25 protein-coding genes, 1 pseudogene and 1 riboswitch are annotated in these 22846 nt (G+C 36.8%); of the genes and pseudogenes, 14 read left to right on the top strand and 12 right to left on the bottom strand.

Annotated elements, in window-relative coordinates; translation table 11 throughout:
* Nucleotides 1-90: 90 nt before the first annotated feature.
* Together MKX57_RS13105 and MKX57_RS13100 are read right to left on the bottom strand one after the other, a co-directional pair.
* A complete protein-coding gene (locus MKX57_RS13105) occupies nt 91-240 on the bottom strand; it encodes a hypothetical protein (RefSeq protein ID WP_342550348.1) in 150 nt (49 codons plus the stop codon).
* Between the two features lie 324 nt (nt 241-564).
* Complete coding sequence (locus MKX57_RS13100) at nt 565-2919, bottom strand: M13-type metalloendopeptidase (RefSeq protein WP_342550347.1); 2355 nt, start codon at nt 2917-2919, stop codon at nt 565-567.
* A gap of 372 nt (nt 2920-3291) precedes the next feature.
* Nucleotides 3292-3338: riboswitch (PreQ1 riboswitch) on the top strand.
* Nucleotides 3339-3461: 123 nt separating this feature from the next.
* Between MKX57_RS13100 and queF the strand changes: the two genes are divergently transcribed.
* The 7 genes from queF (at nt 3462) to MKX57_RS13065 (ending at nt 8064) form a co-directional block, all read left to right on the top strand.
* On the top strand, nt 3462-3962 hold the full coding sequence (queF, locus tag MKX57_RS13095; RefSeq protein ID WP_008177444.1) for a preQ(1) synthase: 501 nt from the start codon (nt 3462-3464) through the stop codon (nt 3960-3962).
* A 119-nt stretch (nt 3963-4081) separates the two neighbouring features.
* The gene (queC, locus tag MKX57_RS13090) at nt 4082-4741 is read left to right on the top strand and encodes a 7-cyano-7-deazaguanine synthase QueC (protein WP_107922640.1); all 660 of its coding nucleotides are present in this window, start codon (nt 4082-4084) and stop codon (nt 4739-4741) included.
* Nucleotides 4742-4743: 2 nt separating this feature from the next.
* The gene (gene queD / locus MKX57_RS13085; protein WP_089986994.1) at nt 4744-5217 is read left to right on the top strand and encodes a 6-carboxytetrahydropterin synthase QueD; all 474 of its coding nucleotides are present in this window, start codon (nt 4744-4746) and stop codon (nt 5215-5217) included.
* Nucleotides 5210-5938: a 7-carboxy-7-deazaguanine synthase QueE gene (queE, locus tag MKX57_RS13080; RefSeq protein ID WP_342550346.1), complete on the top strand. Its 729-nt coding sequence runs from the start codon at nt 5210-5212 to the stop codon at nt 5936-5938. The genes queD and queE overlap by 8 nt, the downstream gene beginning before the upstream one ends.
* Before the next feature lie 45 nt (nt 5939-5983).
* The gene (locus tag MKX57_RS13075) at nt 5984-6523 is read left to right on the top strand and encodes a VUT family protein (RefSeq protein ID WP_342550345.1); all 540 of its coding nucleotides are present in this window, start codon (nt 5984-5986) and stop codon (nt 6521-6523) included.
* 159 nt (nt 6524-6682) lie between these two features.
* Entirely contained in the window at nt 6683-6853 is a 171-nt protein-coding gene (locus MKX57_RS13070; protein ID WP_164908718.1) for a hypothetical protein, read from the top strand.
* Nucleotides 6854-7671: 818 nt separating this feature from the next.
* Nucleotides 7672-8064 (top strand): RidA family protein, encoded by a 393-nt coding sequence (locus tag MKX57_RS13065; protein ID WP_342550344.1) that lies wholly within the window; start codon nt 7672-7674, stop codon nt 8062-8064.
* 30 nt (nt 8065-8094) lie between these two features.
* Here the strand turns inward: MKX57_RS13065 and MKX57_RS13060 are convergent, their stop codons facing one another.
* The 4 genes from MKX57_RS13060 to MKX57_RS13045 all read right to left on the bottom strand — a co-directional run bounded on the left by MKX57_RS13060 (nt 8095) and on the right by MKX57_RS13045 (nt 10810).
* Nucleotides 8095-8247: a hypothetical protein gene (locus MKX57_RS13060; RefSeq protein ID WP_170844177.1), complete on the bottom strand. Its 153-nt coding sequence runs from the start codon at nt 8245-8247 to the stop codon at nt 8095-8097.
* A gap of 8 nt (nt 8248-8255) precedes the next feature.
* Nucleotides 8256-8501: a hypothetical protein gene (locus MKX57_RS13055; protein ID WP_089986997.1), complete on the bottom strand. Its 246-nt coding sequence runs from the start codon at nt 8499-8501 to the stop codon at nt 8256-8258.
* Nucleotides 8502-8733: 232 nt separating this feature from the next.
* Nucleotides 8734-9771: a DUF418 domain-containing protein gene (locus tag MKX57_RS13050; RefSeq protein WP_089986998.1), complete on the bottom strand. Its 1038-nt coding sequence runs from the start codon at nt 9769-9771 to the stop codon at nt 8734-8736.
* Nucleotides 9772-9865: 94 nt separating this feature from the next.
* Nucleotides 9866-10810, bottom strand: a complete 945-nt coding sequence (locus tag MKX57_RS13045) for a YafY family protein (RefSeq protein ID WP_342550343.1) — start codon at nt 10808-10810, stop codon at nt 9866-9868.
* 101 nt (nt 10811-10911) lie between these two features.
* Between MKX57_RS13045 and MKX57_RS13040 the strand changes: the two genes are divergently transcribed.
* Entirely contained in the window at nt 10912-11442 is a 531-nt protein-coding gene (locus MKX57_RS13040; RefSeq protein ID WP_008177464.1) for a dihydrofolate reductase family protein, read from the top strand.
* A gap of 105 nt (nt 11443-11547) precedes the next feature.
* On the opposite strand, the gene MKX57_RS13035 is transcribed toward MKX57_RS13040, so the two are convergent.
* Nucleotides 11548-12570, bottom strand: coding sequence for a serine hydrolase domain-containing protein (locus tag MKX57_RS13035; protein ID WP_170844178.1), 1023 nt, complete (start codon nt 12568-12570; stop codon nt 11548-11550).
* A 60-nt stretch (nt 12571-12630) separates the two neighbouring features.
* Nucleotides 12631-13383: a class I SAM-dependent methyltransferase gene (locus MKX57_RS13030; protein ID WP_342550342.1), complete on the bottom strand. Its 753-nt coding sequence runs from the start codon at nt 13381-13383 to the stop codon at nt 12631-12633.
* An 83-nt stretch (nt 13384-13466) separates the two neighbouring features.
* Here MKX57_RS13030 and MKX57_RS13025 point away from each other — a divergent pair, with 83 nt between their 5' ends.
* Nucleotides 13467-14012 (top strand): AAA family ATPase, encoded by a 546-nt coding sequence (locus MKX57_RS13025; protein ID WP_089987001.1) that lies wholly within the window; start codon nt 13467-13469, stop codon nt 14010-14012.
* Between the two features lie 17 nt (nt 14013-14029).
* On the opposite strand, the gene MKX57_RS13020 is transcribed toward MKX57_RS13025, so the two are convergent.
* Entirely contained in the window at nt 14030-14851 is an 822-nt protein-coding gene (locus MKX57_RS13020; RefSeq protein WP_089987002.1) for a Ku protein, read from the bottom strand.
* Nucleotides 14852-14959: 108 nt separating this feature from the next.
* Between MKX57_RS13020 and MKX57_RS13015 the strand changes: the two genes are divergently transcribed.
* A complete protein-coding gene (locus MKX57_RS13015; RefSeq protein ID WP_089987003.1) occupies nt 14960-16777 on the top strand; it encodes a DNA ligase D in 1818 nt (605 codons plus the stop codon).
* Between the two features lie 69 nt (nt 16778-16846).
* On the opposite strand, the gene MKX57_RS13010 is transcribed toward MKX57_RS13015, so the two are convergent.
* Nucleotides 16847-17809: an MBL fold metallo-hydrolase gene (locus tag MKX57_RS13010; protein WP_342550341.1), complete on the bottom strand. Its 963-nt coding sequence runs from the start codon at nt 17807-17809 to the stop codon at nt 16847-16849.
* Nucleotides 17810-17945: 136 nt separating this feature from the next.
* Between MKX57_RS13010 and MKX57_RS13005 the strand changes: the two genes are divergently transcribed.
* From MKX57_RS13005 to MKX57_RS12995, 3 genes are all read left to right on the top strand, one after another.
* A complete protein-coding gene (locus tag MKX57_RS13005) occupies nt 17946-19421 on the top strand; it encodes a methyl-accepting chemotaxis protein (protein ID WP_089987005.1) in 1476 nt (491 codons plus the stop codon).
* Nucleotides 19422-19609: 188 nt separating this feature from the next.
* Entirely contained in the window at nt 19610-20083 is a 474-nt protein-coding gene (locus MKX57_RS13000; RefSeq protein ID WP_089987006.1) for a GNAT family N-acetyltransferase, read from the top strand.
* Nucleotides 20084-20129: 46 nt separating this feature from the next.
* Nucleotides 20130-20789, top strand: a complete 660-nt coding sequence (locus tag MKX57_RS12995; protein WP_089987007.1) for a hypothetical protein — start codon at nt 20130-20132, stop codon at nt 20787-20789.
* Nucleotides 20790-20977: 188 nt separating this feature from the next.
* Here the strand turns inward: MKX57_RS12995 and MKX57_RS12990 are convergent, their stop codons facing one another.
* Together MKX57_RS12990 and MKX57_RS12985 are read right to left on the bottom strand one after the other, a co-directional pair.
* Entirely contained in the window at nt 20978-21157 is a 180-nt protein-coding gene (locus MKX57_RS12990; protein ID WP_139207557.1) for a hypothetical protein, read from the bottom strand.
* A gap of 246 nt (nt 21158-21403) precedes the next feature.
* Nucleotides 21404-21792: pseudogene (locus MKX57_RS12985) on the bottom strand (spore coat protein).
* A gap of 311 nt (nt 21793-22103) precedes the next feature.
* On the opposite strand from MKX57_RS12985, the gene MKX57_RS12980 reads away from it, so the two are divergent.
* Nucleotides 22104-22652 (top strand): hypothetical protein, encoded by a 549-nt coding sequence (locus MKX57_RS12980; RefSeq protein ID WP_008178625.1) that lies wholly within the window; start codon nt 22104-22106, stop codon nt 22650-22652.
* Nucleotides 22653-22846 lie beyond the last annotated feature (194 nt).

Here is a 22846-nt window from a genome sequence, read left to right as displayed (position 1 = left end):
TAACCAGAAATGATTTTCATTTTTTTGATAGTCATAAAAACCCCAATATTCAACTTTATAAAGTGAATATTGGGGGTAATTCCACATGAATTACTTATTTTTTTCATTTTGAATATGACTGAAATCTACTTCCTCAGCGAACTCTTCTCGGTTTTCACGCTCTCTGTTAGCATTTTGATTTTGATTCTGTTGTTTTTTGTTGTCTTGTGTTTTATTATTCTTATGTTTATTATTACCCATGATCTTCTCACCTCCACCATTAGTGTGGGTGAAAGATGTTTTTTTATCCGCATAAAGTACAAATTGTGATGCTTCATAAGGTATGGATTGAGTAACATCCACTCGATTGTCAAAAATGAAAAAAGTAGCCATGGTATATTGAATTGAAGCAACATAAATTTAAAACAAAAAGACAGAGTTTAATCCACAAGCTCTGTAGATTAAATCTGCCTATTTGTTTTAATGACAACAATCTTAGAGAAAGCAGTATTACTCTAAAAAGAGCTTCTCCAGACAGTCATTGAACTTTTTTACACGGATGTAAGAGTAGTTCTACTGTGCGTTTTACCAGATAGAAACTCGATCCTCTGGAGCTATATACATGCCATCTCCAGGTTTAATTCCATAGGTATCATAGAATTCCTGGAAATTTACAATCGTGCGGTTTACTCGAACTTTATTGGCTGAATGTACATCGTTTTTGCTCAGCATTGCCGCAAATTCTTTTGTAGTAGTGGATTTCCACATTTCTGCATTACTTTCGAAATATGCTTTATAGTCTGGATTACTCATTTGGGATACAACTTGCAGTGAAGCTGCCATTCCACCTAAATCAGCGCCATTCTCGCTCAATGTAAGCTGACCATCATTGAAAACACCAGGGATAATCTCTATAGCATTATAAAACTCAATCAGTTTCTGGTTTTTCTCTTCGAACTTTTTAAAGTCCTCTTCTGTCCACCAGTTATTTGCATTGCCATTTTCGTCGTATGCAGATCCGTTGTTATCAAATGCATGGCTGATTTCATGGCCAATAATCATGCCAATGGCACCATAATTTTCTTCAGGTTTAGCATTTATATCATAGAAAGGCGCTTGAAGAATACCAGCAGGGAACGTAATTTCATTATTAAGAGCGTTGTAAAAAGCATTTACCGTATATACGCTCGTTACCCATTGCGTTCTATCTACCGGTTTATCTAGCTTGGCTTTCGTGTTATCAATATAAGCTTTCGTTACTGTGAAGGTATTAGAGAATAGCGAACCACCTTCGTCATATGTTTTGATCGCTACTTTGTCTAATGTCGTATCCCATTTGTCTGGATAACCAATTTTAACAATCATCGTATCCAGTTTTTTAATGGCTTTAGCTTTTGTTGTTTCTGACATCCAATCAAGAGATTTGATTCTTTCCTCATACGTAGCAATTAACTGATCTACCATTTGTTCAACATCTTTTTTAGCTTTTGGAGAAAAATGTTGTTCGGCATACATTTGCTCCAAATAGCCGCTCATTGTACTAGTTGTCTTAGCTACTGCGATTTCTTGATCTGTTTTTTCCCCTGTAACTCCGTATAATGTTGCGGCAAACTCATTAGCAGCATCTCCGAATTCATCTGACAACAGACCGCCAGTTGCCATAAGAAGTTGTACTTTAGAGTAGGCTTTAAGCACATTAAGATTAGTGTCAGTTAAGAGCTCTGCGCCTTTTTGTGCCAGCTTCACATCAAATACGATTACTTTATCTGCACTGTCAACTTTCATCGACTTCAAAACTTGTTTCATATCTACGGTTTTGAACATGTTATCGAATTGTTCGATTGAATATGGATTATAGTATTTAGTAACGTCGCCTTGTTCATGAGGATCAAGCGATACGGAAGCTAAGGCTTTTTCCATTTCGTAAATTTTCTCGGCGAATGCTATTGCAGCAGACTCTTTCTCACCTGACACGACTAAAAGCTTAGTCATATATTGAATATAGGCCATTTTCGCATTAGCGTCTTCACTTACAAAACTGTTCTTATCTAAACCAGTAGCTAATCCAGTGAAATACAGAGCATTTTTACTGCTGTTCTTCGCATCGTTCATGATGGCAAAGCTAAATAGTGAGCTTAGACCCAATTCTTTCTCTAGGGTAAGATCTGCTTGCACAAGATCATCAAGGGTTTTAGCATCATCAATTGCCTTTACATATTTTTGAATAGGCTCAATCCCTTGCTTATTTCTATTGCTTGTATCCAATGCCGTCGAATAGAAGTCGGCAATTTTCTGTTCTTTCGTTCCTTCTGCAAATTGTTTGCCAGAAAGCTCAGTAATTATTTTTTCTATTTTATCTGTATTCTGTTTTTGAAGCTCAGGAAAACCACCGCCCATGATTTCTCCTACTGGAATTGTCGATCTATTTAACCATTTTTTATTGATTGCTTCATAAAAATCGTCATGTAAGTGGGAGCCTTTAAGTGTCCATATTCTGGCGATCAGATTTTGGAACTCATCAATTGTAATAGGGTCATTTGCGCCTAACTTGCCGTCAGGGTTGCCCGTCAGTACGCCTGCTTTTGTCAGATTATCGATATCTTTTTTAGCCCAAGTAGGTACATCAGTGTACTTAACTCCAAATGTGCCACTGCGAAGATCATTGCCAACAGGCTCTGGCAATTCGCCGAACGCTCTGCTCAACATAACTAAGGCTTCAACTTTCTTGGCTGGCTCATTTTCTCGTAAATCCTTGTTTTTTGAGCCTTGTATAATCGCCTCTTTATTTAGTCCTGATTGATATGCATCTGCTGCTACCAACAAGGTTTTAACAATCTCTCCTCTTGTCGCTGGTGGGGACTTTTCATCGGCATACACCGCTACACTTACTGATAGGACCATTATAATGGCCATGAGTAAGGATAAAAACTTCTTTTTCATCTTCGTGCTCCTTCATAGTGAATTTGTATAAATAAAGGTAATTGGGTAGATTTTAGAATTTCTACCATTTTTACATTGTAGTTGATTTTTTTTAGTTTGAAAATATGTTAGGAGCTATTTCGCTTCAAGAGAGCATTATCTAGCTAATTTTGCGCAAATAGAGCGGAGAAATAAATTGTTAAGGTTTTATTTTATACGAATAGTAATAAATCTATGCTCAGTTGAAGGTTTCATGTACTGCTAAATGATAGGATAGTATAACTGTGTTTGTTTTACCAAAGAAGTATGACGGAGAAATTTGCTTGAAAAAAACCATTTGACGTTTCGTACTATTTTTCGTATTATATGGAGGAAAAGAATGCCCGGACTTAAACGGGAGAGGTTCATAGCTGATACCCTCTATAAAAAACTATGGAAACATGACACTATGCCATGTCCATATTGGACGTGGCTTTTTTATGTTTAGACGTATGTTTGAATAGACGAATGGGTGAAGCCTCTCTTGAAAAGTGTTGGGAAACATTTAACAAGGAGGTTTTTTTATGTCTGGTCGAAGCCATGAAGAAGGACTGCAGGATTTAACATTATTAGGTAATCAAGGGACGAAATATTCATTTGAGTATGCCCCTGAGGTATTGGAGGCAGTGGATAATCTTCATTCCAATCGGGATTATTTCGTCAAGTTTAATTGTCCTGAGTTCACTAGTTTATGCCCGCTTACCAATCAGCCTGATTTTGCAACGATGTACATTTCGTACATTCCGGACAAAAAAATTGTTGAAAGTAAATCACTAAAGTTGTACTTATTCAGCTTTAGAAATCACGGTGATTTCCATGAGGATTGCGTTAATATCATTATGAATGACTTAATTGCATTACTAGACCCACGATATATCGAGGTTTGGGGGAAATTTACTCCACGTGGGGGGATTTCAATTGATCCGTGGTGTAACTATGGGATGCCAGGAACTAAATACGAGGAAATCGCAAGTTATCGTTTAATGAACCACGATCTTAATCCGGAAAAAATTGATAATCGATAAATGAGGAATTGGTAAGTTCAATTAAAAAGAGGTTTTTAGCTACCCTCTTAAAAAAACTAAGGGGAAGGCAGCACTTTTTCTTAGAGTGCTGTTTTTTCAATCAAAGGGAGTTTTTATGGATGAAGCAGGAAAAAGCAATTGTTGTATTTAGTGGAGGTCAAGACAGTACAACTTGTTTGTTCTGGGCAAAAGAACGTTTTGCAGAGATTGAGGCAGTCACTTTTGATTATGGTCAAAGGCATCGTCTAGAAATTGATTGTGCGAAGCTGATAGCAGAGGAGCTCGGTATCAAGCACCACATTCTTGATATGTCTCTCCTAAATCAGCTCGCTCCGAATGCATTAACACGGCAAGACATTAAGGTGGAAGACGGTAAAAATGGGGAGCTTCCATCGACGTTTGTACCTGGACGGAATCTTCTTTTTCTTTCATTCGCGGGCGTTTTAGCGAGTCAGGTAGGAGCTAAGCATATCATAACTGGTGTATGCGAAACAGATTTTAGCGGATATCCGGATTGCCGAGACGTTTTTATTAAGTCTTTGAATGTAACGTTAAATTTATCGATGGATGATTCCTTTGTGATTGATACGCCGCTGATGTGGCTAGATAAGGCACAGACATGGGAGCTTGCTGATCAGTTTGGGGCACTTGAATTTGTTCGGGAGAGAACATTGACTTGCTATAACGGTGTAATAGCAGATGGTTGTGGGGAATGCCCAGCCTGTAAACTGCGAAAAAAAGGGCTTGATGATTATTTAAGCAATAGGAAGGAGTTTTAGGCATGTTAGATTTTAAAATTGTCGATAAGCTCCAAAAAATGGGTGAAGATATTCAAAGCAATCAATTGAACTATCATGCTAAGCGTGTGCTTGTAAGTAAAGAATTTACCTTCGATGCTGCTCATCATTTACATCAATATGAGGGGAAATGTAAAAATTTACACGGTCATACGTATCGTGTCGTATTGGGACTGAGCGGATATACAGATGAACGTGGCTTGATGATTGATTTTGGCGATATCAAAAAAATATGGAAACAAAAAATCGACATTCATTTGGATCATCGTTATTTAAACGAAACGCTTCCACCTATGAATACGACAGCAGAAAATATCGTTGTTTGGATATACGAAAAATTGGTAGAGGCCTTGCATGAAGAACAAAGAGAAAACGGTGCGTGCGTAGAGTTTATCAGGCTTTATGAAACTCCGACAAGTTATGCAGAAGCAAGACGGGAGTGGATGGAGGTTGAGTAAGGTACCTGTTATCGAGATTTTTGGACCTACAATTCAAGGTGAGGGAATGGTAGTTGGCCAAAAGACCATGTTTGTAAGAACGGCGGGCTGTGATTATTCCTGTTCTTGGTGTGATTCTGCATTTACTTGGGACGGAAGCGGAAAACATCTTATCGTTCAAATGACAGCCGGAGAGATTTGGTCTGAGTTGAAGCGCCTTGGAGGTCATGGCTTTTCATTTGTTACGATTTCAGGTGGCAATCCAGCCCTTTATCCCAATTTAGAAGCGCTTATTGCCATTTTAAAAGAAAACGACATAAAGATCGGAGTGGAAACACAGGGCAGTAGGTGGCAAAACTGGATGTATGACATTGATGAATTGACAATTTCACCAAAGCCACCTAGTTCAGGAATGACCATTGACCATTCGGTGCTCGCTGATATTTTAGACAAACTTAAAAGGGGAAATAGGAATCACAATATTTCACTCAAAATAGTCGTTTTTAATCAAGAGGATTATGATTTTGCCAAACAAATTCATCATCGATTTCCAAGGATTCCTTTTTATCTGCAAGTTGGAAATGATGATCTCACAACGATTGACAATTCACGATTAATAAACGATTTATTAGAAAAATATCATGCATTGATTGGTAGAGTGATGAAAGATGATGAATTAAAAGATGTCAAAGTATTGCCACAGCTACATGCCCTTGTATGGGGAAATAAAAGAGGTGTATAGTGTGCCATTACAAAATGTCTATACATTTATTGGAGGAGTAGTAGGTTGAGAATTTTATTTTACTTATTATCGATTGTCATCGCTAATGTAGTAACGGCGGCATTTGCGCCATTGCAGTTTGGGATGTTTATTGTTCCCATGGGGACGCTTTTAATTGGGGCGACCTTTATTTTTCGCGACCTTGTGCAAAATAAATATGGACGAGCAAAGACGTATATATTTATTATAGCAGCTTTAATTTTATCAGCAGTCGTGTCATTCTTACTGGGGGATACACTTTTAATTGTGGTAGCATCGGCTGTCTCATTTGTTGTCGCTGAAACAGCTGATACTGAAATCTATACTCGACTGAAATTACCAATGGCTTGGCGAGTGTTATACAGTGGAATCGTTGGAGGGTTTCTAGATTCCGCAATTTTCGTTGTCATTGGTTTGAGTCCACTTGGAGCCAATATATTACCTTGGGAAGCAGTACCAGCCGCTATTTTAGGACAAATTATTGTGAAGACGATTATACAAATGTTCGGTGCCTTAATTCTCGGTCAAGTGGGAGCAATAAAAGAAAAACGTCTTATTTCAGGCTAATTCTTTGTAGTAGAGGGCTACTCGCTTCTTATGGGAAAAGTGAGTAGCCTGTATTGAGTAATAGTTATATGACATTGATTTTTCCATTTTTATGCCAAATCCAGCTCGAGTATGCTAAGCTTTTCTTTATAGATAGAAAAGATAGGGGGATTTTTGGTTTTGAATAAATATAATAGTGGAGATATTATTTTTAGTTTATTTTCAATTTTAGGACTGTTGTTTTACATAATTCCGATTGTTTTTATCATTTGGTTTGCTATTAGTACGACTAAGCAACTTAAAAGACAAACAAAATTATTAGAAGAAATTAAAGAAAGTATAAAAAAATAACAAGATACTATCAAGGGACTTGAAGTCGAAATCACTGCAAGTCCTTTAGTTATGCTTGTCAACATGTAGTAAAGGGTATTGTCCTAAAAACTATAACAAAAAACAGGTACTCTAAGGAGACCTGTATTTTTTAAGAATGGTAATCGCTATGAACTAGGGGATGGAATAAAGGGTTTAGTCACATTAGTGTTCATAGCGATTTCCCCCTTACAAAACACATCATTTACTTATTTTGTAAATTATATACCATGTAACTGTAAAAAGAGAAAAGATTATTATGGCTGTACATAGAGAATCGCTCTCCGTTTTTATTTAGTACTAACATGGTAACTATGCATACCGCACTTAAAGGTAGTTTGTTGAAAAATTGTAGAGGTTGACATGATATTCTATGGATGAACACGCATATTAACAAAAAACTAGGTACTCCAAAAAGAGAGCACCTAGTTTTAATTATGAAAAAAGGAAGGGTCACTTGGGATGGAGTAACCCTAGTAACAATTCGGAGGTGTAAGGCTAATTTAGCTTTACACTATTAATTATATGTTAGGTTCGCTATCGTTAAATAGTTAATTGCCTGAAAGATCATAAAAAGAAACTCCTGAATAGTTTCAGTTATAAATTGAAAATATACGGATAGAAATGGTAACATGGAAATAACTTTAGGTAGAGGGGGAGAAGGCTTATGAAAAAAAGATCTATACGTTTTTTAAGCATGGGCATTGGATTCTCCACAGCTGTTTTTTTCTAGAATAGTTGATTAAGGGATAAGTCTGTCCTTTTTTAGAAAAAAACAAAAAACCTAAAGGAGATTCAACATGAAATCAAAACTAGTGCGTAAAAATCCAATGCACGCACCTAAACCTGTCGGGAAATATAGTCATGTCACAATTATTCCAAAAGATGCGACAATGTATGCTTTTTCAGGTCAAATTGGTTTGGGCCAAGATGATCAATTACCACAGACATTATGGGAACAAATTATAAATACCTTTCAACATATTGAAACAATTTTAGCTTCAGAGGGAATGGATGCCACTCACATTGTAAAGGTCAATATTTGGGCTACGGAGGAAATAGATTGGGATCATTTCTACGAGCAATGGGAATGTATGTTTGGAGAATCCTATCCATCCATGACCATAGCCTACGTATCGGCACTAGGTTTACCAGAAATTAAAATAGAGCTTGAAATTTGGGCGGCTAAATAATTTGATGCTTCGTTAATATCGTTGATCACCTTAAACGTTTATTTTTACGAGGATGATTGGAACGAAGGGCGGTCCCGTATGCGGAAAGTGTCCACCAGTAGTGACATTCACTTGCTTAACTTTATCATTGTACAATTTAAAGACGACAATATCAGTTGAATATTGTCGTCTTTTTTCGTCCATTGCCACCACTATCGGAACATTTTTTTTAATTGCTTCATTTCATAATTTAAATCGTCAATTTGTTTTTGCAGTTTATCAATATCATTATTTTTACTTTCGTTTTCCTTTAACTCATCTTCCAAAGCAAGACCTGCTGCAATGGTCGCTAGTGCATCACCTAGTGTTGTGATGGCTCCCGCAATAACAGCCAGCTTAGCTGCTTGACTCACTGATTCAGTTCCTTCACTACTCCGATAGCCTTTGTTAGTTTTCATAAAATCCTCCCTGCAAAAAAGGGTATTACTTACATAGTATGCATGCTGTAAGAGACAGGTGCAGAGCAACAAAGGTGAATAGCAGCCAAAAAAGGTCACTTATTGAAAAATAAGTGACCAAATAAAATGGGGATGTGTATCTTGCTGAAGATATGAGCAAAGATGGAAAGCGAGTAGGGTACATTACCAATATATGACGTTTCACTTTAGGTTGATAGGTATATATCCTTGGCTAAGAATCTTTTCTTTTTCTTAGGGGAGGGACTGTCCAATAGGTCCCCATTCGCCACAGCCACTCCATTGGTCCGAAGCGGAAATAGTGTAGCCAGAGCTTACTACAAATCAATTGGAAAACATAAATACCTAGACAAATCCATAGTGACTCGATGAATCGAAGTTGCCCGATTAGTTGGAATGTATGACCAATGATTAAAATGAGTGCTGTCTGCCCTAAATAATTCGTTAAAGCCATGCGTCCATAAGCCTTTAATGGTGATAATAGTTGTTGGAATAGTGCACTTTGTAGACATAGGATAATGGCTCCCATGTAAAACGCTGAAACAAACGGACTAAACTGTAATCCAATTAACGCAAATTGCTCCATATTCGTAATATGCTCTTCTAGCTGAATTTTGGATAATTGATCGATATTCACATTGGCTGTAGGGACATACTGCCATTGATACAACCAGCTACCTATGCTAACAAGGAACATGACAATTGTCGCTAGCAGAATTTTCTTTCGATGTAGTGGGATATTTTCAAATAGGCGATATTGGCCAGCAGCTAAACCTAGTAAAATTAGTGGGAAGGGCATGACGATTTTCATTCCAAAATAAGCTGTAAGGGCTAATAGGATGAGCCCAATTAACAAATTAATTTCTTTCCGCACTTTATAAAAAGGTAAAGCTAAAAAGCCAAAGATGGCATAGACAGTTAGAGCTTCTCCTGGTTGAAAAAAGAAATGAATAATACCCATTAGTAATAAGATCAGAAGTCTGCGACTAAATAAAACATAGGCTCTATCGTTTCTAGCCATTGCACGGGAAAGAAAAAGATAAAATCCGATCCCGAATAAAAATGAAAATATAATGAAAAATTTACCTTCTATAAAAAGTGTAAGAAATTGACTATAGGCAATATCACTAGCTAATTGGGGTGGTGCAATCCACATCAATGCAGGGATATTTACTAAAATAATACCAAGTAAGGCAAATCCTCTTAAGTAATCTAATGTATCAATACGTTTGTTGTTGTCGGTTGGTTGCAACGTTATCTCCTCCTTACAACCAAGTATAAAGACATTTCCTAAAAATTAGTAACGATGAAGGTTACGTGAATCTTACAAAATCGTCATATAGGAATTAGCTGTCCAGAGGGTATGTCGCTAATATGGTTTGCGCATGTTTCCGCAAAAGCTGAATTAATTCAGGCGGCTCTTGGACAATCGCATCCGGACCTAGGCGATAAAAAAAGGAGCTAATAAAGTGAATCTCTCCTTGATCAATCATCATATCGATATAGCCAGTTCCATTGCTATTAGTAACCAATACCTTCTCAAAGTTTGGCTCACTTCTGCACTGTCTTACACCTTCTCTAGTTAATTCAACATGTAAGCGTATAGGCTGCTGAGGTTCATGGGGACTCTCTAGCCATTGTTGTAAATGAACAGTTGTCTCATAGCCTTTATCGCTTACATGCATTGAATGAATGCGATCGACTCGAAATAGAAGGGTTTTTTCTGTTTGTAAATGAATGGCAGGCATATACCATAAGCCGTCATGCGCATACACCCCAATGGGATGGACATGCTTAGTTGTGATGCCTGATTTTGATTCATATTGAATGTCTAATTGTGAATGGTTAATAATCGCTTCTAATACATCTGATAATAGTGGTGTAGATATAGAGCGTTTAGGGTTCCAAAAGGCTATATAGGATTGCAAACTACCTACCTTTTTTTGAGCCTCCTTCTGCAAGGATTCGTATAGTTTTTGTGACACGGACTTCATTTCCGTATTAAAAGGTAAATCACGATAATAGTGCAACGATTGGAACGCAAAGAAAATAGCGACCGCTTCTTCCTCTGTAAATAAAATAGGGGGAAGGATTGTACTTGAAAGCACTGTATATCCACCATTTCTTCCTTGCTCCGCATAAATTGGTAGCCCCATATCACTTAAATCTAACAGATAGCGATGTACAGTTCGTACCGAAATGTTGAAGGCATCGGCAATTTCCTGGGCTGTAAATTGCTTTTTAGCGCTGACAAATAACAAAATATCAATTAATCGTTTAGCCTTGGACATATTTTTTCACCTTTTTTAATTAAACATGTCAATAGTTGTCATGTTTTATGTTTAGTATAGACGTTGTACAAAAGATTTTCAAAAGAAGAGGAGCTGACATAATGTCACGAGAAATAGTGGTATTTATCGGAATAAGTTTAGATGGGTTTATAGCGAAAGAAAATGATGACTTACAGTGGCTGGAAGAAACAGAGGGAGAAGGGGATAATGGCTATACGGATATGTATCAAACAATTGATACCGTTATAATGGGAAAACGAACATATGATTATATCATGGAACATAATGATACATTCCCATACCCTGATAAGAAATGTTATGTGTTCAGCAAATCTCAAACGGGAAAAGTTGAGCATGTGGAGTTTGTTCAAGGGGATTTGGTGGCATTTACTAAGAATTTAAAACAACAACCAGGCACAAAAATTTGGATGGTCGGTGGTGCTGATATATTGGATGCTTTTTTACAGGAGCAGTTGGTTGATGAATGGATCATCACCATTACCCCACATTTATTAGGGGCAGGTATTCCATTATTTAAACAGCCCCGACCTTTTGAAGATTTAAAACTGCTTGAGATAAAGCGATACGGTCAAATGGTTCAAATGCATTACAAGGTGAAGAAAGAAGCGTAAGATACTATGGATTAAAAGGAAAGGATAGATGATGAAAATCTATCCTTTTTTTCATGGGATCATTTATATAAATGTAAGACATCTTATATAGTCATTCACCTTTCGTTAAACCGACAAGACAAAGGAGCGGTAAATATCACCCATAATTCCTTGCATTTGATGGACACCTGAATCCGTGTTAGACATTACAACAAAGCCTTTTTCTAAATAGGGGTAAGCAACTAGCATGCACTGATAGCCAACACCCCAGCCTAAAGTGGAAATTTCAACTTGTTCACCTTGGCCATCAAGAAATACGCCAAGCCCTACAGATTCATTACAACCTTGTGCATGCATGAGTTCATGCATGGTAGGAGCTGTCAGACCTAGTTTTCCTTTTCCTTTAAATGTTTGCATCATATCGATTAACAACTTAGCCAAATCCGAGGGTGTCGTCCAAATGCCACATGCTGCATCATAAGGATACAACGGGTGGCTTGGTATCGTTCTAGTACCATCCTTATGATGCCCACTTGCTGTATGAGCTATTGGGAGTGAAGATGAAAAAAAGCTGTGATGCATAGCTAATGGTTGAAAAATTAGGTCGTCCATGAGAGAAGAAAAGGGCGTGTTTGTGACTTCCTCAATTAGCAATTGAATGATGCAATAGCCTGCATCAGAATAATGAAATTTTTGATTGGGTTCAAGTGTGCTTACGATTGGACTCTGACAATAAGGCGTTGCACCTTGTAATAAATCCTTCATTGATGGCCATTGAGCCAAAGAATGTAGGGGAGAAAAGCTATCTGCTGGATCAACAATACCAGATTGATGACTTAATAAGCTTCGTACTGTCACTTTTTTTGCCCGCGTATACTCACTCTCTGGCAACTTCCAAGAGAGAAGATTACGATTAATATCCTCATCTAAGTCGATTTTTCCTTGCTCTGCTAGCTTTAGCACTAAAATGCTTGTCAATAATTTACTAATCGAACAGGCATTAAAAATGGTTTCCTCATTTACATAATCCATTGACCCAATTTCTAACACTCCAAGGCACTCAGTTCTTTGAATCTCTCCATGTTTAATAAAAGCAAGACTAAGCCCTGTAATTTGTTTCTGCACCATACGGTCATAAATTGTCAGCATATAATATAGACTCCTAGTTTTTCTTGTATGATAACATGAGGAAGGAATGTATGTTCTTATCTATAGTGAACGTACATGAACAATCATAGAGGGACTTTGTGCATGATATTCATGTTTCTGCCATGTACCATATAGGTGTATCAATTCAAAGCCATTTTGCTGTAATAGTCTCATCATTTCCAGTGGGTATGTATAGCGCAGTAAAATGGAATCCTCGTAGGTTTTTCCACCTTGTTGATGGACGGCATGGCACGTTAAAATTTGCGTGACAGGGTTATATTCCTCACGATGGAAGGTGATTCGTTGTTTACCATTGCTAGTGACCGTTTGTTCCTCATATTCATCAATGACTGAAAGCTCATTTAAAATAGCATTTCTTGTATCGAAGAGAAACTCGCCACCTGGCTGTAAATGCTTTTTAACAGATTGCAATAAGGCGTTTTGACTGTCATTCGTTAAAAAATGTTGAAATGAATTGCCTGTCATATACATAAATTTTGTGGTGATAGGCAGTTGTAGCTGTGTACAATCTTGTACGATAAATTGTACTTCTACATTTTGTTTTTGTGCTTTTTCGATAGCATGCTGAATCATTCCTTCATGAAGGTCAATCCCAAAGACAGGAATTCCATGAGTAGCTAATGGAATAGCAATCCGGCCAGTGCCACAGGCTAATTCAATAATGGGGTCTTTTTTCGTACCAAGATAGCGTTGAATATAGTGATGGTCGTCTTGATAGTTGGCATAGAGAGCGTCATAATCGGATGGATTATTATAAGTCTGTAAATTATTTTCCAAATTGTGTGGCTTCATCTTGTCCTCCTATTTTCTATTATTTAAATCATTGTATAATAAAGGTAAAATTTCTACAAAGATACACGAGAGGTGATGCTACAATGGCAATGGAATTTCCGCAAAAAATACATATTATTGGCTCTGTTGGTAGTGGGAAAACAACATTAGCACGATCATTATCCAAAACTCTTCAGCTTCCTTTTCATGAATTAGACAATGTCGTTTGGATTCGCAAACCATCGGGGGATATGAGAAGGACGGAGCAAGAAAGGCAGGAATATCTACAAAGTATTATCCAAACGGATGGGTGGATTATTGAAGGAATTCATCAAGAGGAATGGGTGACACAAAGCTTCCAGCAAGCGGATTGTATCATCTTTTTGGATACGCCTTATAAAATTCGTACTGCTCGAATTATTAAGAGATTTTTTAAACAAAAAATAGGGATTGAAAAAGCTCATTATGAGCCAACCTTTTCGATTTTTTTTAAAATGTTTCGATGGAATAAACGTTTTGAGAAGGTGGGGAAGCCTAAATTTTTTAGCAATCAGGAAGACATAGTAGGTAAACTAGTATTCGTTCGGCATAAAAAGGATGTAGAAAATTATTTTCGTCAGTTCCAACCAATAAAAAGCGTATCCCGCTGAATGGATACGCTTCTTGTTTAGGCATTTTTCTTTGTGCGTGTTGTACGCTTTCTTGTCGTAGGCTTTTTCGTTTTATCTAAGGATGCCTGTAGCGCTGTCATTAAATCTGTGACATTGTCAGGAACTGGTCGTTGCTGATCGCTCGTGGCTACCATATTGGTTGCTCTCTTCTCTTCGATTAATTCCAGCAATGCATTCCGGTAGTCATCAGTATATTTCTCTGGGTTAAATGTGGTTGTTAATTGGTCGACAAGCATTAGAGCTGTCTCTAATTCCTTTGGTACAACGTCTTGCTCGCTTGGAATATTCGGGACATCACCAACACTTCTTACTTCATCAGGATAATGAATGGTCTCCATCACGAGGGCATTTTGATACACTCGCACGACCGCAAGCTGTTCTTTTGAACGAATAATGATTTTAGCAATGCCAATTTTACCTGATTGCTCTAACGTTTTGCGCAATAACGAATAGGCTTTAGCACCAGTAGAATCAGGGGATAGGAAATAGGTGCGTTCAAAATATATCGGATCGATTTCCGTTAATTGTACAAAATCGATAATTTCTACGGCTTTCTCTTCATTTTCTTTTCGTAGGTTCTCTAAATCATCTTGATCCAGTACGACAAATTTATTTTTTGTATATTCATATGCTTTTACAATATCCTCATCTTTTACTTCTTGATTGCAGCCTTCGCAAACCTTTTTATAGCTAATTGGTGTATGGCATTCCTTATGGAGCTGTCGCAGTTTAATATCTTTGTTTTCCGTAGCGGCATGAAGCTTTACTGGGATATTGACAAGTCCAAAGGAAATGCTTCCTTTCCATACTGTATGCATATAATTGTCACCTCGTTTTTCTTACTATGATATATTTTGCAGTTTTTTATGTATCGTAAATCGAAATCGTCAAACACTGTAGATAAAAAGCAAGGTAGGTATTGTGTCATGAAACCAATGCTTTTAACAGAAACAAATGACATTCCATTAGGGGATGAGTGGCTTTATGAAACGAAATATGATGGCTTTCGATGCCTCTTACTATGGGATGAACAACCGATGCTTATTAGTAGAAATGGACGCAATTTAAATCATTCTTTTCCTGAAATTATAGAGTATTGTCACCAAATATATACCTCTGTAAAAGCATTTTTACCACTCACCTTTGATGGGGAGCTAGTGTATTTAAACAATTCATATAAAAGTGAATTTTTAGTTGTTCAACAAAGAGGGAGAATGCAAAATCAAGATGTCATTGCCAAACATGCACAAGCTTTTCCGATGCGGCTTCTAGTGTTTGATGTGTTAACATTGAAAGGGGAATCATTCAGCAATCGTTATTTAAAAACTCGTAAAGAGCAATTGGCGAGGCTAGCGGCAAAGGTAAAGCTTCCAAATGTAGATTATGAAGACAGAAGTGCCATACAAATTGTGCAGGCTAGTGAGGAAAGTAAGATTTTATGGCAGGCGATCAAGGTCTACAATGGGGAAGGAATGGTTGCAAAGAAGAGAACAAGTAAATGGCTAGATAACACACGTTCAAGCCATTGGTTGAAAATTAAAAACTGGCGTTATGTGTCGGTCATTGTGACGCAATATGATCATAGTAATGGTTATTTTCAAGGCTCGATTTATGATGAAGGACATTTACGAGAGGTCGTTACATTTAAACATGGCATGAAGGAGGAAGAGCATCAAACACTCGTTGCTTTTTTCCAGGCTCAAGGGCAACGTAAGAAAGAATTATGGACGCTAGCGCCCTCTATTTGTGTGGATATTGCCTGCATAGATTTTGATGGTAGTAAGCTCCGCGAGCCAAAATTTCATGCCTTTCGATTGGAATTATCACCATATAGTTGTCAATGGCAGCATATGCAGCGTCAACTGTTTCCTATTCCTGAAACAGTTCCCATTACACATCCCGACAAACCTGTATGGCCAGAAATAGGTGTGACAAAGGATCATTATTTATCGTATCTACAAAGTGTTTCGCCATACTTGTTGCCATTTCTTCAAGATCGACCATTAACAGTAATACGCTATCCACATGGTGTGCCAGGGGAAAGCTTTTATCAAAAGAGTAGACCAGATAAACTACCTAACTTTGTTGCCACTGCGATGATGGATGAGATTGATTATATTGTCTGTAATAATCTTGAAACATTGTTATGGCTGGGCAATCAATTGGCATTAGAATTGCACATTCCATTTCAAACGCGACAAACCATGTATCCGACAGAGATTGTCTTTGATTTAGATCCCCCTTCAACGGACCATTTTTCTTTGGCGATTGCAGGTGCTCTAGATTTAAAAGAAATTATTGATTACTTTCAGCTACAATCATTTGTCAAAACTTCGGGCGGGAAAGGCTTACAGCTCTATATCCCGTTACCTGCAAACAAATTTACCTATGAGGAAGTTCGTGTCTTTACTGAATTTGTTTGTCGTTTTTTATGCCAGCAAAAGCCACATCTATATACGATTGAGCGCTTGAAAAAGAATCGTCATAATAAATTATATTTAGACTATGTGCAGCATGCTGAAGGCAAGACAATTATTGCCCCATACTCCACTCGTGGAAATGAATTAGGCTTAGTCGCAACGCCACTCCATTGGGAAGAGGTTAATGACGACTTAAAACCTTATTACTTTTCGATTCCTGCTGTTATGGAGCGGATGAAGCAAATCAGTAATCCCTTTAAATACTTTCGAGAAGTAGGAGAACAACAGGATTTTCAAGTGGTTTTAGAGCGTTTAAAAGAATAAATTCTCTATATTGAAAGCGACTTTTCATCCATATAAAAAAGGAGATGCCTGAGACATCTCCTTTTACGATTAAAGTGGTACCTGTGCTTTCACTTTTTCTAAATAATCCAATATTCCGATCGATGACACAATGGTATCGAAAGGGATGGTTTGATAGACAGGGTGATTTGGCGGTATATCATTTGCTTGTAAATAGCTAAATAAAAGCTCTTTTAAGCGAGCATCCAAATAGTGAACTTGTTCCTGGAACTGGCTGGATGCTGCTTGTGCTTTTCGGCCTTCTTCTAAGAAAAGAGGTGTCCAATAGCGTACTTGACGGTATGCCTCTGGTGGATTTTTATAAGCCCCATAATGACCAAAATATAATTCACTCGCCTGTAGCTTTTCGTACAATTGAATGGAGTTCTCCATCGTTTCAGGATTGTACTGGTTTGGGGAAGTGGAAGGTATGATTAAATCTATTGCTTCACCGTCCATTTCTGGGTAACGTACACCCGTTGTATCCCCCACAAAAAGGCCGTTAGTAGCGGAATAAAGCATAGAAACATGATGCTTGGCATGACCTTCTGTATGATAAAACGTTAAATGATGTTGTCCTAAACGGAGTTGTTGTTCATGGCTTACTTCAATAATTCGTGCTGCATCAATGGGCACAATCGGATCAAAAAGACGGTCAAATTCGGTCCCATAAACGCCTTTCGCGCTGGAAATAAGCCTGCTCGGATCAATCATATGTGCCGATCCTCTTGGGTGAACGACTAATTTTGCATGAGGACAGTTTTGTAAAAATAATCCTGCACCACCAGCATGGTCCAAATGAATATGTGTCACAATGACATAATGAATATCCTCTAAAGCAATATTTAATTCCTTCAATCCTTCCATAATGTATGGAACGGATGGACTAGCAGACGTTTCGATTAAGGTTATTTTTTCATCAATTAATAGATAGGAGCTTGTTCGCTGTTCCCTATTTAAATCATGTGTATCAATACAATAAAAATTTGCGGCGATTTGTTGGACTCTACTCAAATGAATTTCCCCCTTTAATTTCGAAAATGTGAAACATATGCTCTAAAAGTCAAATTTTAGCTACAAAAAGTAGTAGTTATACTATATAATAATAGAAAATTAAACTGAATGTCCATTCATTTTTAGGGGGAGCGTTATGAAGAACAAAATTCGTTATGATACAAGGAAGGTGCACCGAGTTAATTTGGCAATAATATCGATTTTAGCCATTCTAATTTGTGGACCTATGATCCTATCAAAAGGAATACTATTTTTATTTGTCGGACTAGCTGTCATCGCTTTAGCGGTGTGTAATTATTTCTTGCCGATTAAAACTTATGTGAAGGGATTTATCTTTGGTCTTATTCCATCAAGCGTAGTGTTTACATTATTTTTACTAGATAGTTTTTCATTGAATAAACATTATATTTTGCTGTGCACAATTGCTATTATTGCCCTTTATTTTAAGAAGGAATTAATCGTGTTTTTTGGAATACTGACTAATATTAGTTTTATCATTTTATATTTGGTCAACTCGTCATCTTTGTTAGGTCCGTTTGACGACATCATTGTTTTCGTCACACTTCTAGCGATTATGAACGGCGTCATTATTGCTTTTTATTTATTAGCTAAATGGGGCAATGAACTAATTAAACATGCAGAAATTCAGCAAAATGAAGTCCAAGCTTCCTTCAATCAATTACAAAATACATTTCGGGAAATAGAGAAAAGTAGCCAGGCATTGGACGAGCATGTGACACAATTCCAACAAACAATGCAAAGTATTTCAAGCTCTAGTAAACAAATATTGGTAGCGACTGAGGATATTTCTGCAAGTATTCAGCAAGAGGCTTCTAGCTTGCATATGATTCATGGCACTATGAGTGATTCTGTTCATTTTGTAAATGAAACTTTGACGATTTCAAAGGACACAGTGGTGAAATCTACTGAACTTCAACAAGAGGTTTTAGCAGGATGGGCTAAAATGCAAGACGCAATGGCTCAAATGGGCGTGATGAGTCATGCGATGAGTTCAACCGCAGAAACTGTCAACGAGCTTCAAAATAGTTTACAAACAGTGGATAGCTTGTTGCAGGGTATCACACATATTGCACAGCAGACAAATTTATTGGCACTAAATGCAGCCATTGAAGCAGCTAGGGCTGGGGAGCATGGGAAGGGGTTTGCTATTGTAGCGGAAGAAGTGCGAAAGCTAGCAGAGGAAAGTGCAGCCATTACAGTCAGTATTACGAATGTGACGAAAACCTTATTTGAGAAATCGACGGAGGCTCATCAACGTTCTGATGATGGTGAAAAAGCATTGCAGCACGGGGAACAGCTTTTACAGGATGTCAGTCATTTCTTTAATATTTTAAAGGATTCATTTACGCAAACGAATACAGATTTGACGAGAGGCATGCACGAATTAAGCAGTGCCATCTCACAGTTTGAGGCAATTCAAATGCAAATTGAAAGGCTGAATAAAATGACAGAGCAAAATGCCACATCAACAGGTGATATATTGCTTTCTGTGGAGGACGAAAATCACCTCTTAGTGAAGATGTCGGATACGACAAATCGCATACAGACTTTAAGTCATACATTAAAATCATTGGTTATGGCAAAGATTTGAGGCAAATATTGAAATTGAAATAATTGGTAGGGTAAAATAACAGTATGATTAAACATCTTAGATCGAGGGTATAGTGTTGTTATTCATCTGAGATATCCGAATGACAAATTAAACTCATATGCATTGGTAGCGTGTTCTCTATAATGCTGACCAATTTAAAGGTGAAGTTGAAAGGGAGGAAGGATACCATGAATATTCGTAGTTTACAGAGTGCAGATTATTATACGTTATCGCCAGTGATTAATGAGTGGTGGGGCGGAAGGAATATGTCAGATAAACTGCCTAAATTATTTTTCGATCACTTTACGAACACAAGCCTCATTATGGAAAAGGATGGCGAGATTATTGGTTTTCTTGTCGGCTTTTTATCGCAATCCAACACAAATGAAGCGTTCATTCATTTTGTAGGGGTTCACCCTGATTACAGAAAACAGAATATTGCAAAAAGGTTGTATGATGTATTTTTCCATGTGGTGAAACAGTATCATCGTAATATCGTTAAGTGTGTGACATCACCTATAAACGAAGTGTCCATTGCCTTTCACACAAATATGGGGTTCAGAATGGAGAAAGGTGACAAGGTGATGGAAAATATGTCAATCCATAGTGGTTATGGCGGCGAAAATCAAGACCGTGTGTTATTTTATAAAATTCTACAGTAATTTACGGTACTGAACTTGCATATAGTCCCGAATAAGGGGGCTATAAATGTTTATCAAAAAACTATTTACCTTATGGTTTCTTCTTGCCATCATCGTTTGTGGTGGCTTTTTCTTTTTTGCAAATATACCTATTCAATATGCGGAGAAATCAAATGTTTCTCTATCGCAACCTACTAACGATGAACTAATAGATTATATGCAGCACTACCAATTTCTAATGAGTGATATTGCTATGGCCCTGCAAAAAGAATCTTATATCTTTTATGTAGATTATGGTGTACTGCCGAATAGAAAAATAGAGCTCCTTGTGTCAACACCTGAAAAGATAGATCAGTTGTCCAAACAAAAAATAGAGGAAATGATGCTTGAATGTATTCAAAAAAATGATTTAAATCCAATATCGTTTCAAATGACAATTAAAAATCTTTATGATCCTGTGACCATGAACTCGACCAGACTTAGCTATAATGATGTTATGGCTCATTTATTTGAAGCGATGACTGCACAACAAGTTGGTTCCTTTAGCATCGATTACACGATTTCATCAGAAATTGTCCACATCATCATCAATTTAACAGAAGAGAAAGATGATGTGATACAAAAGAAAGCTCGACAAGTAGCCGAAGATATCATCAAGCTTCATCAGCTTGATGTACAGCAATTCCATATAGAAATACAAAATAAAATGTTTGCGTACGATAAATGAATAAAGAAATGCCAGATTTCGAGCGCTCATTTTTAAATGCTGAGCAGACCATTATGGTTTTGCTCTTTTTTTGTAGAAAGAAAAGGGAAAAAGAATGAGTAAATATCTTTTTATTAAATAATTGCGCCCGATTGTTGAAATCAAGTCGGTGATTTGTCTTTTGCATGTTAAAGTAAAGCACCTGTTCGTTAAACAATTACTGTATTATCTTTCTTCTTTAATGTCCCTATCCAAATATCTCCTTTGTCGAGACTATATTGCAGGAAACCCCCAAATTCATTTTCAAATTTTATGGTTTCATAGGCTTTTCCCTTAATTTTTGACATTTCTTTTTCAGTTAAACCTCCTTCTTCTAACCATTCATTCAATTCGTTTTCATCGTAATAATCAGTCTCAATGTGCAAATCCCATTGGAATTCTTCTAACTTATCCCTCAAGGAATGAAATTTATTGAAAGGGAATTCCTTGTTTTCTTCCCTTATTTTGAAGGCTTTATTATAGCAATCAAAACAATCTCTATATGCAACGACTATCTGTGAATTGATAAAATTAGGGTCATAAAGCCAGATTTTTAAATAAAATTCTTCATTGATTACTTGTTTTTTATAGCATTCTTAATTAATGAAATTCTGAGGAATACATTCACGAACACCAGAATTTCTCAATGAGTTAAATAAAGCTGCACTGATTCTTAAAATAACAAAGTTATCAGTACCATTTTCTAATTCATAGATGACAAAGTATGAATTATCGACTGTAAAAATACATTCTCGTTCTAATTCAAATCCTGGTGGTACAGGTGGAAGTTTAAAACTGGTACAACCACAGGTGTATCTCCTTCTTATCTAATAAAATTGAAAGTTTGTTGGTCAATCTCATATATATTAACTGGATCAATCTCCACACCTTTATTTGGAACTGTAATTTCATCTTCAACTAATAGGAAAAAGCACTCGTTTCGAAAATTGAAAAGACCTCTTGCTCCAATTTCAAATGATGCCATTTTCACCTCCATTCCTATAAATAAGGTATTCATATGGAATATGATCGCTAGACTAGTGAAAAATGATTAATAGAAATATTCTTAAGAGTCGGTTTCAGTATGACTACTAAAGAAAGATACGTTGAATATATGATTTTACTATTTATTAACGAATGGTCATCTTGAATGAAAGGTCGAAGGAATCTAACTGATTTGTACACAGATACTAGTGATCGATGAAAAGTGTTTTCTATATTAATAAATGTTTTTTTGTAATAGTTATAGTGAAATCCCTTCATATTCTGTATATTTGTGTATGAGGAGGAGATTTAATGGCTAGAAAATGGATGTTACCATTACTTTTATTACTAGGTGCTTTAATGGCTGCATGTAGTGAGGATCAAAAAAAAGCTGGGGACGTGGAAGTAACCATTCCCGCTTTATTTTTCGAAGGACAGGACATTGATTCTGTTATTTCTAAGGCAAAAAATAGTGGGATTAAAGAAATCATTAAAAATGATGATGGTTCTTTAACTTATAAAATGGCTAAACCAGAGCACGAAGAAATGATGAAAGGCTTAAAAGAAGGTATTTTAGCAAATGTAGACGAGATTAAAGCTAGTGATGATTTCAAATCTGTCAAAGATATTACATATAACAAATCCTTTTCAGAATTCACTGTATCTGTAAACAAAAAAGAGTTTGAAAGTAGTCTTGATACAATGGCATCAGTCGGGCTTGCTTTAACGGGTATGTACTATCAATTATTTAATGGTGCAGACGTGGAGAATTACAAAGTGACAGTAATTTTTAATGACGAATCAAGTGGAGAAGTGATTAATACCATGGTTTATCCAGATGTTTTAAACGAGAAGAAATAATGAAAGTACACCTGCATAAATGTTCTTTCATATTGTTGACGAAAGCCGTTGAGAAGTTCATTCTCGATGGCTTTTGTCATTTAAAATTTATTTGATCGTCGTACAAAATGCAAATTCTCAAAAATTTAGCATAAGAAGATGTTTCATGTCCATTCTAATAGTCAACAGAGATTTAAGGAGTTGAATAAAGTATG

The sequence above is a fragment of the Lysinibacillus sp. FSL M8-0216 genome, from assembly GCF_038595555.1.
Classification (GTDB): domain Bacteria; phylum Bacillota; class Bacilli; order Bacillales_A; family Planococcaceae; genus Lysinibacillus; species Lysinibacillus fusiformis.
Note: the sequence above shows the minus strand (reverse complement) of the source record. Positions and strands in the feature narration are given on the sequence as shown.

What these genes read in the sequence shown, in the direction of transcription:
- MKX57_RS13105 (WP_342550348.1), bottom strand. Translation starts at nt 240, where the DNA reads ATGGGTAATAATAAACATAAGAATAATAAAACACAAGACAACAAAAAA.
- MKX57_RS13100 (WP_342550347.1), bottom strand. Translation starts at nt 2,919, where the DNA reads ATGAAAAAGAAGTTTTTATCCTTACTCATGGCCATTATAATGGTCCTA.
- queF (WP_008177444.1), top strand. Translation starts at nt 3,462, where the DNA reads ATGTCTGGTCGAAGCCATGAAGAAGGACTGCAGGATTTAACATTATTA.
- queC (WP_107922640.1), top strand. Translation starts at nt 4,082, where the DNA reads ATGAAGCAGGAAAAAGCAATTGTTGTATTTAGTGGAGGTCAAGACAGT.
- queD (WP_089986994.1), top strand. Translation starts at nt 4,744, where the DNA reads ATGTTAGATTTTAAAATTGTCGATAAGCTCCAAAAAATGGGTGAAGAT.
- MKX57_RS13065 (WP_342550344.1), top strand. Translation starts at nt 7,672, where the DNA reads ATGAAATCAAAACTAGTGCGTAAAAATCCAATGCACGCACCTAAACCT.
- MKX57_RS13060 (WP_170844177.1), bottom strand. Translation starts at nt 8,247, where the DNA reads ATGGACGAAAAAAGACGACAATATTCAACTGATATTGTCGTCTTTAAA.
- MKX57_RS13055 (WP_089986997.1), bottom strand. Translation starts at nt 8,501, where the DNA reads ATGAAAACTAACAAAGGCTATCGGAGTAGTGAAGGAACTGAATCAGTG.
- MKX57_RS13045 (WP_342550343.1), bottom strand. Translation starts at nt 10,810, where the DNA reads ATGTCCAAGGCTAAACGATTAATTGATATTTTGTTATTTGTCAGCGCT.
- MKX57_RS13040 (WP_008177464.1), top strand. Translation starts at nt 10,912, where the DNA reads ATGTCACGAGAAATAGTGGTATTTATCGGAATAAGTTTAGATGGGTTT.
- MKX57_RS13035 (WP_170844178.1), bottom strand. Translation starts at nt 12,570, where the DNA reads ATGCTGACAATTTATGACCGTATGGTGCAGAAACAAATTACAGGGCTT.
- MKX57_RS13030 (WP_342550342.1), bottom strand. Translation starts at nt 13,383, where the DNA reads ATGAAGCCACACAATTTGGAAAATAATTTACAGACTTATAATAATCCA.
- MKX57_RS13025 (WP_089987001.1), top strand. Translation starts at nt 13,467, where the DNA reads ATGGCAATGGAATTTCCGCAAAAAATACATATTATTGGCTCTGTTGGT.
- MKX57_RS13020 (WP_089987002.1), bottom strand. Translation starts at nt 14,851, where the DNA reads ATGCATACAGTATGGAAAGGAAGCATTTCCTTTGGACTTGTCAATATC.
- MKX57_RS13015 (WP_089987003.1), top strand. Translation starts at nt 14,960, where the DNA reads ATGAAACCAATGCTTTTAACAGAAACAAATGACATTCCATTAGGGGAT.
- MKX57_RS13005 (WP_089987005.1), top strand. Translation starts at nt 17,946, where the DNA reads ATGAAGAACAAAATTCGTTATGATACAAGGAAGGTGCACCGAGTTAAT.
- MKX57_RS13000 (WP_089987006.1), top strand. Translation starts at nt 19,610, where the DNA reads ATGAATATTCGTAGTTTACAGAGTGCAGATTATTATACGTTATCGCCA.
- MKX57_RS12995 (WP_089987007.1), top strand. Translation starts at nt 20,130, where the DNA reads ATGTTTATCAAAAAACTATTTACCTTATGGTTTCTTCTTGCCATCATC.
- MKX57_RS12980 (WP_008178625.1), top strand. Translation starts at nt 22,104, where the DNA reads ATGGCTAGAAAATGGATGTTACCATTACTTTTATTACTAGGTGCTTTA.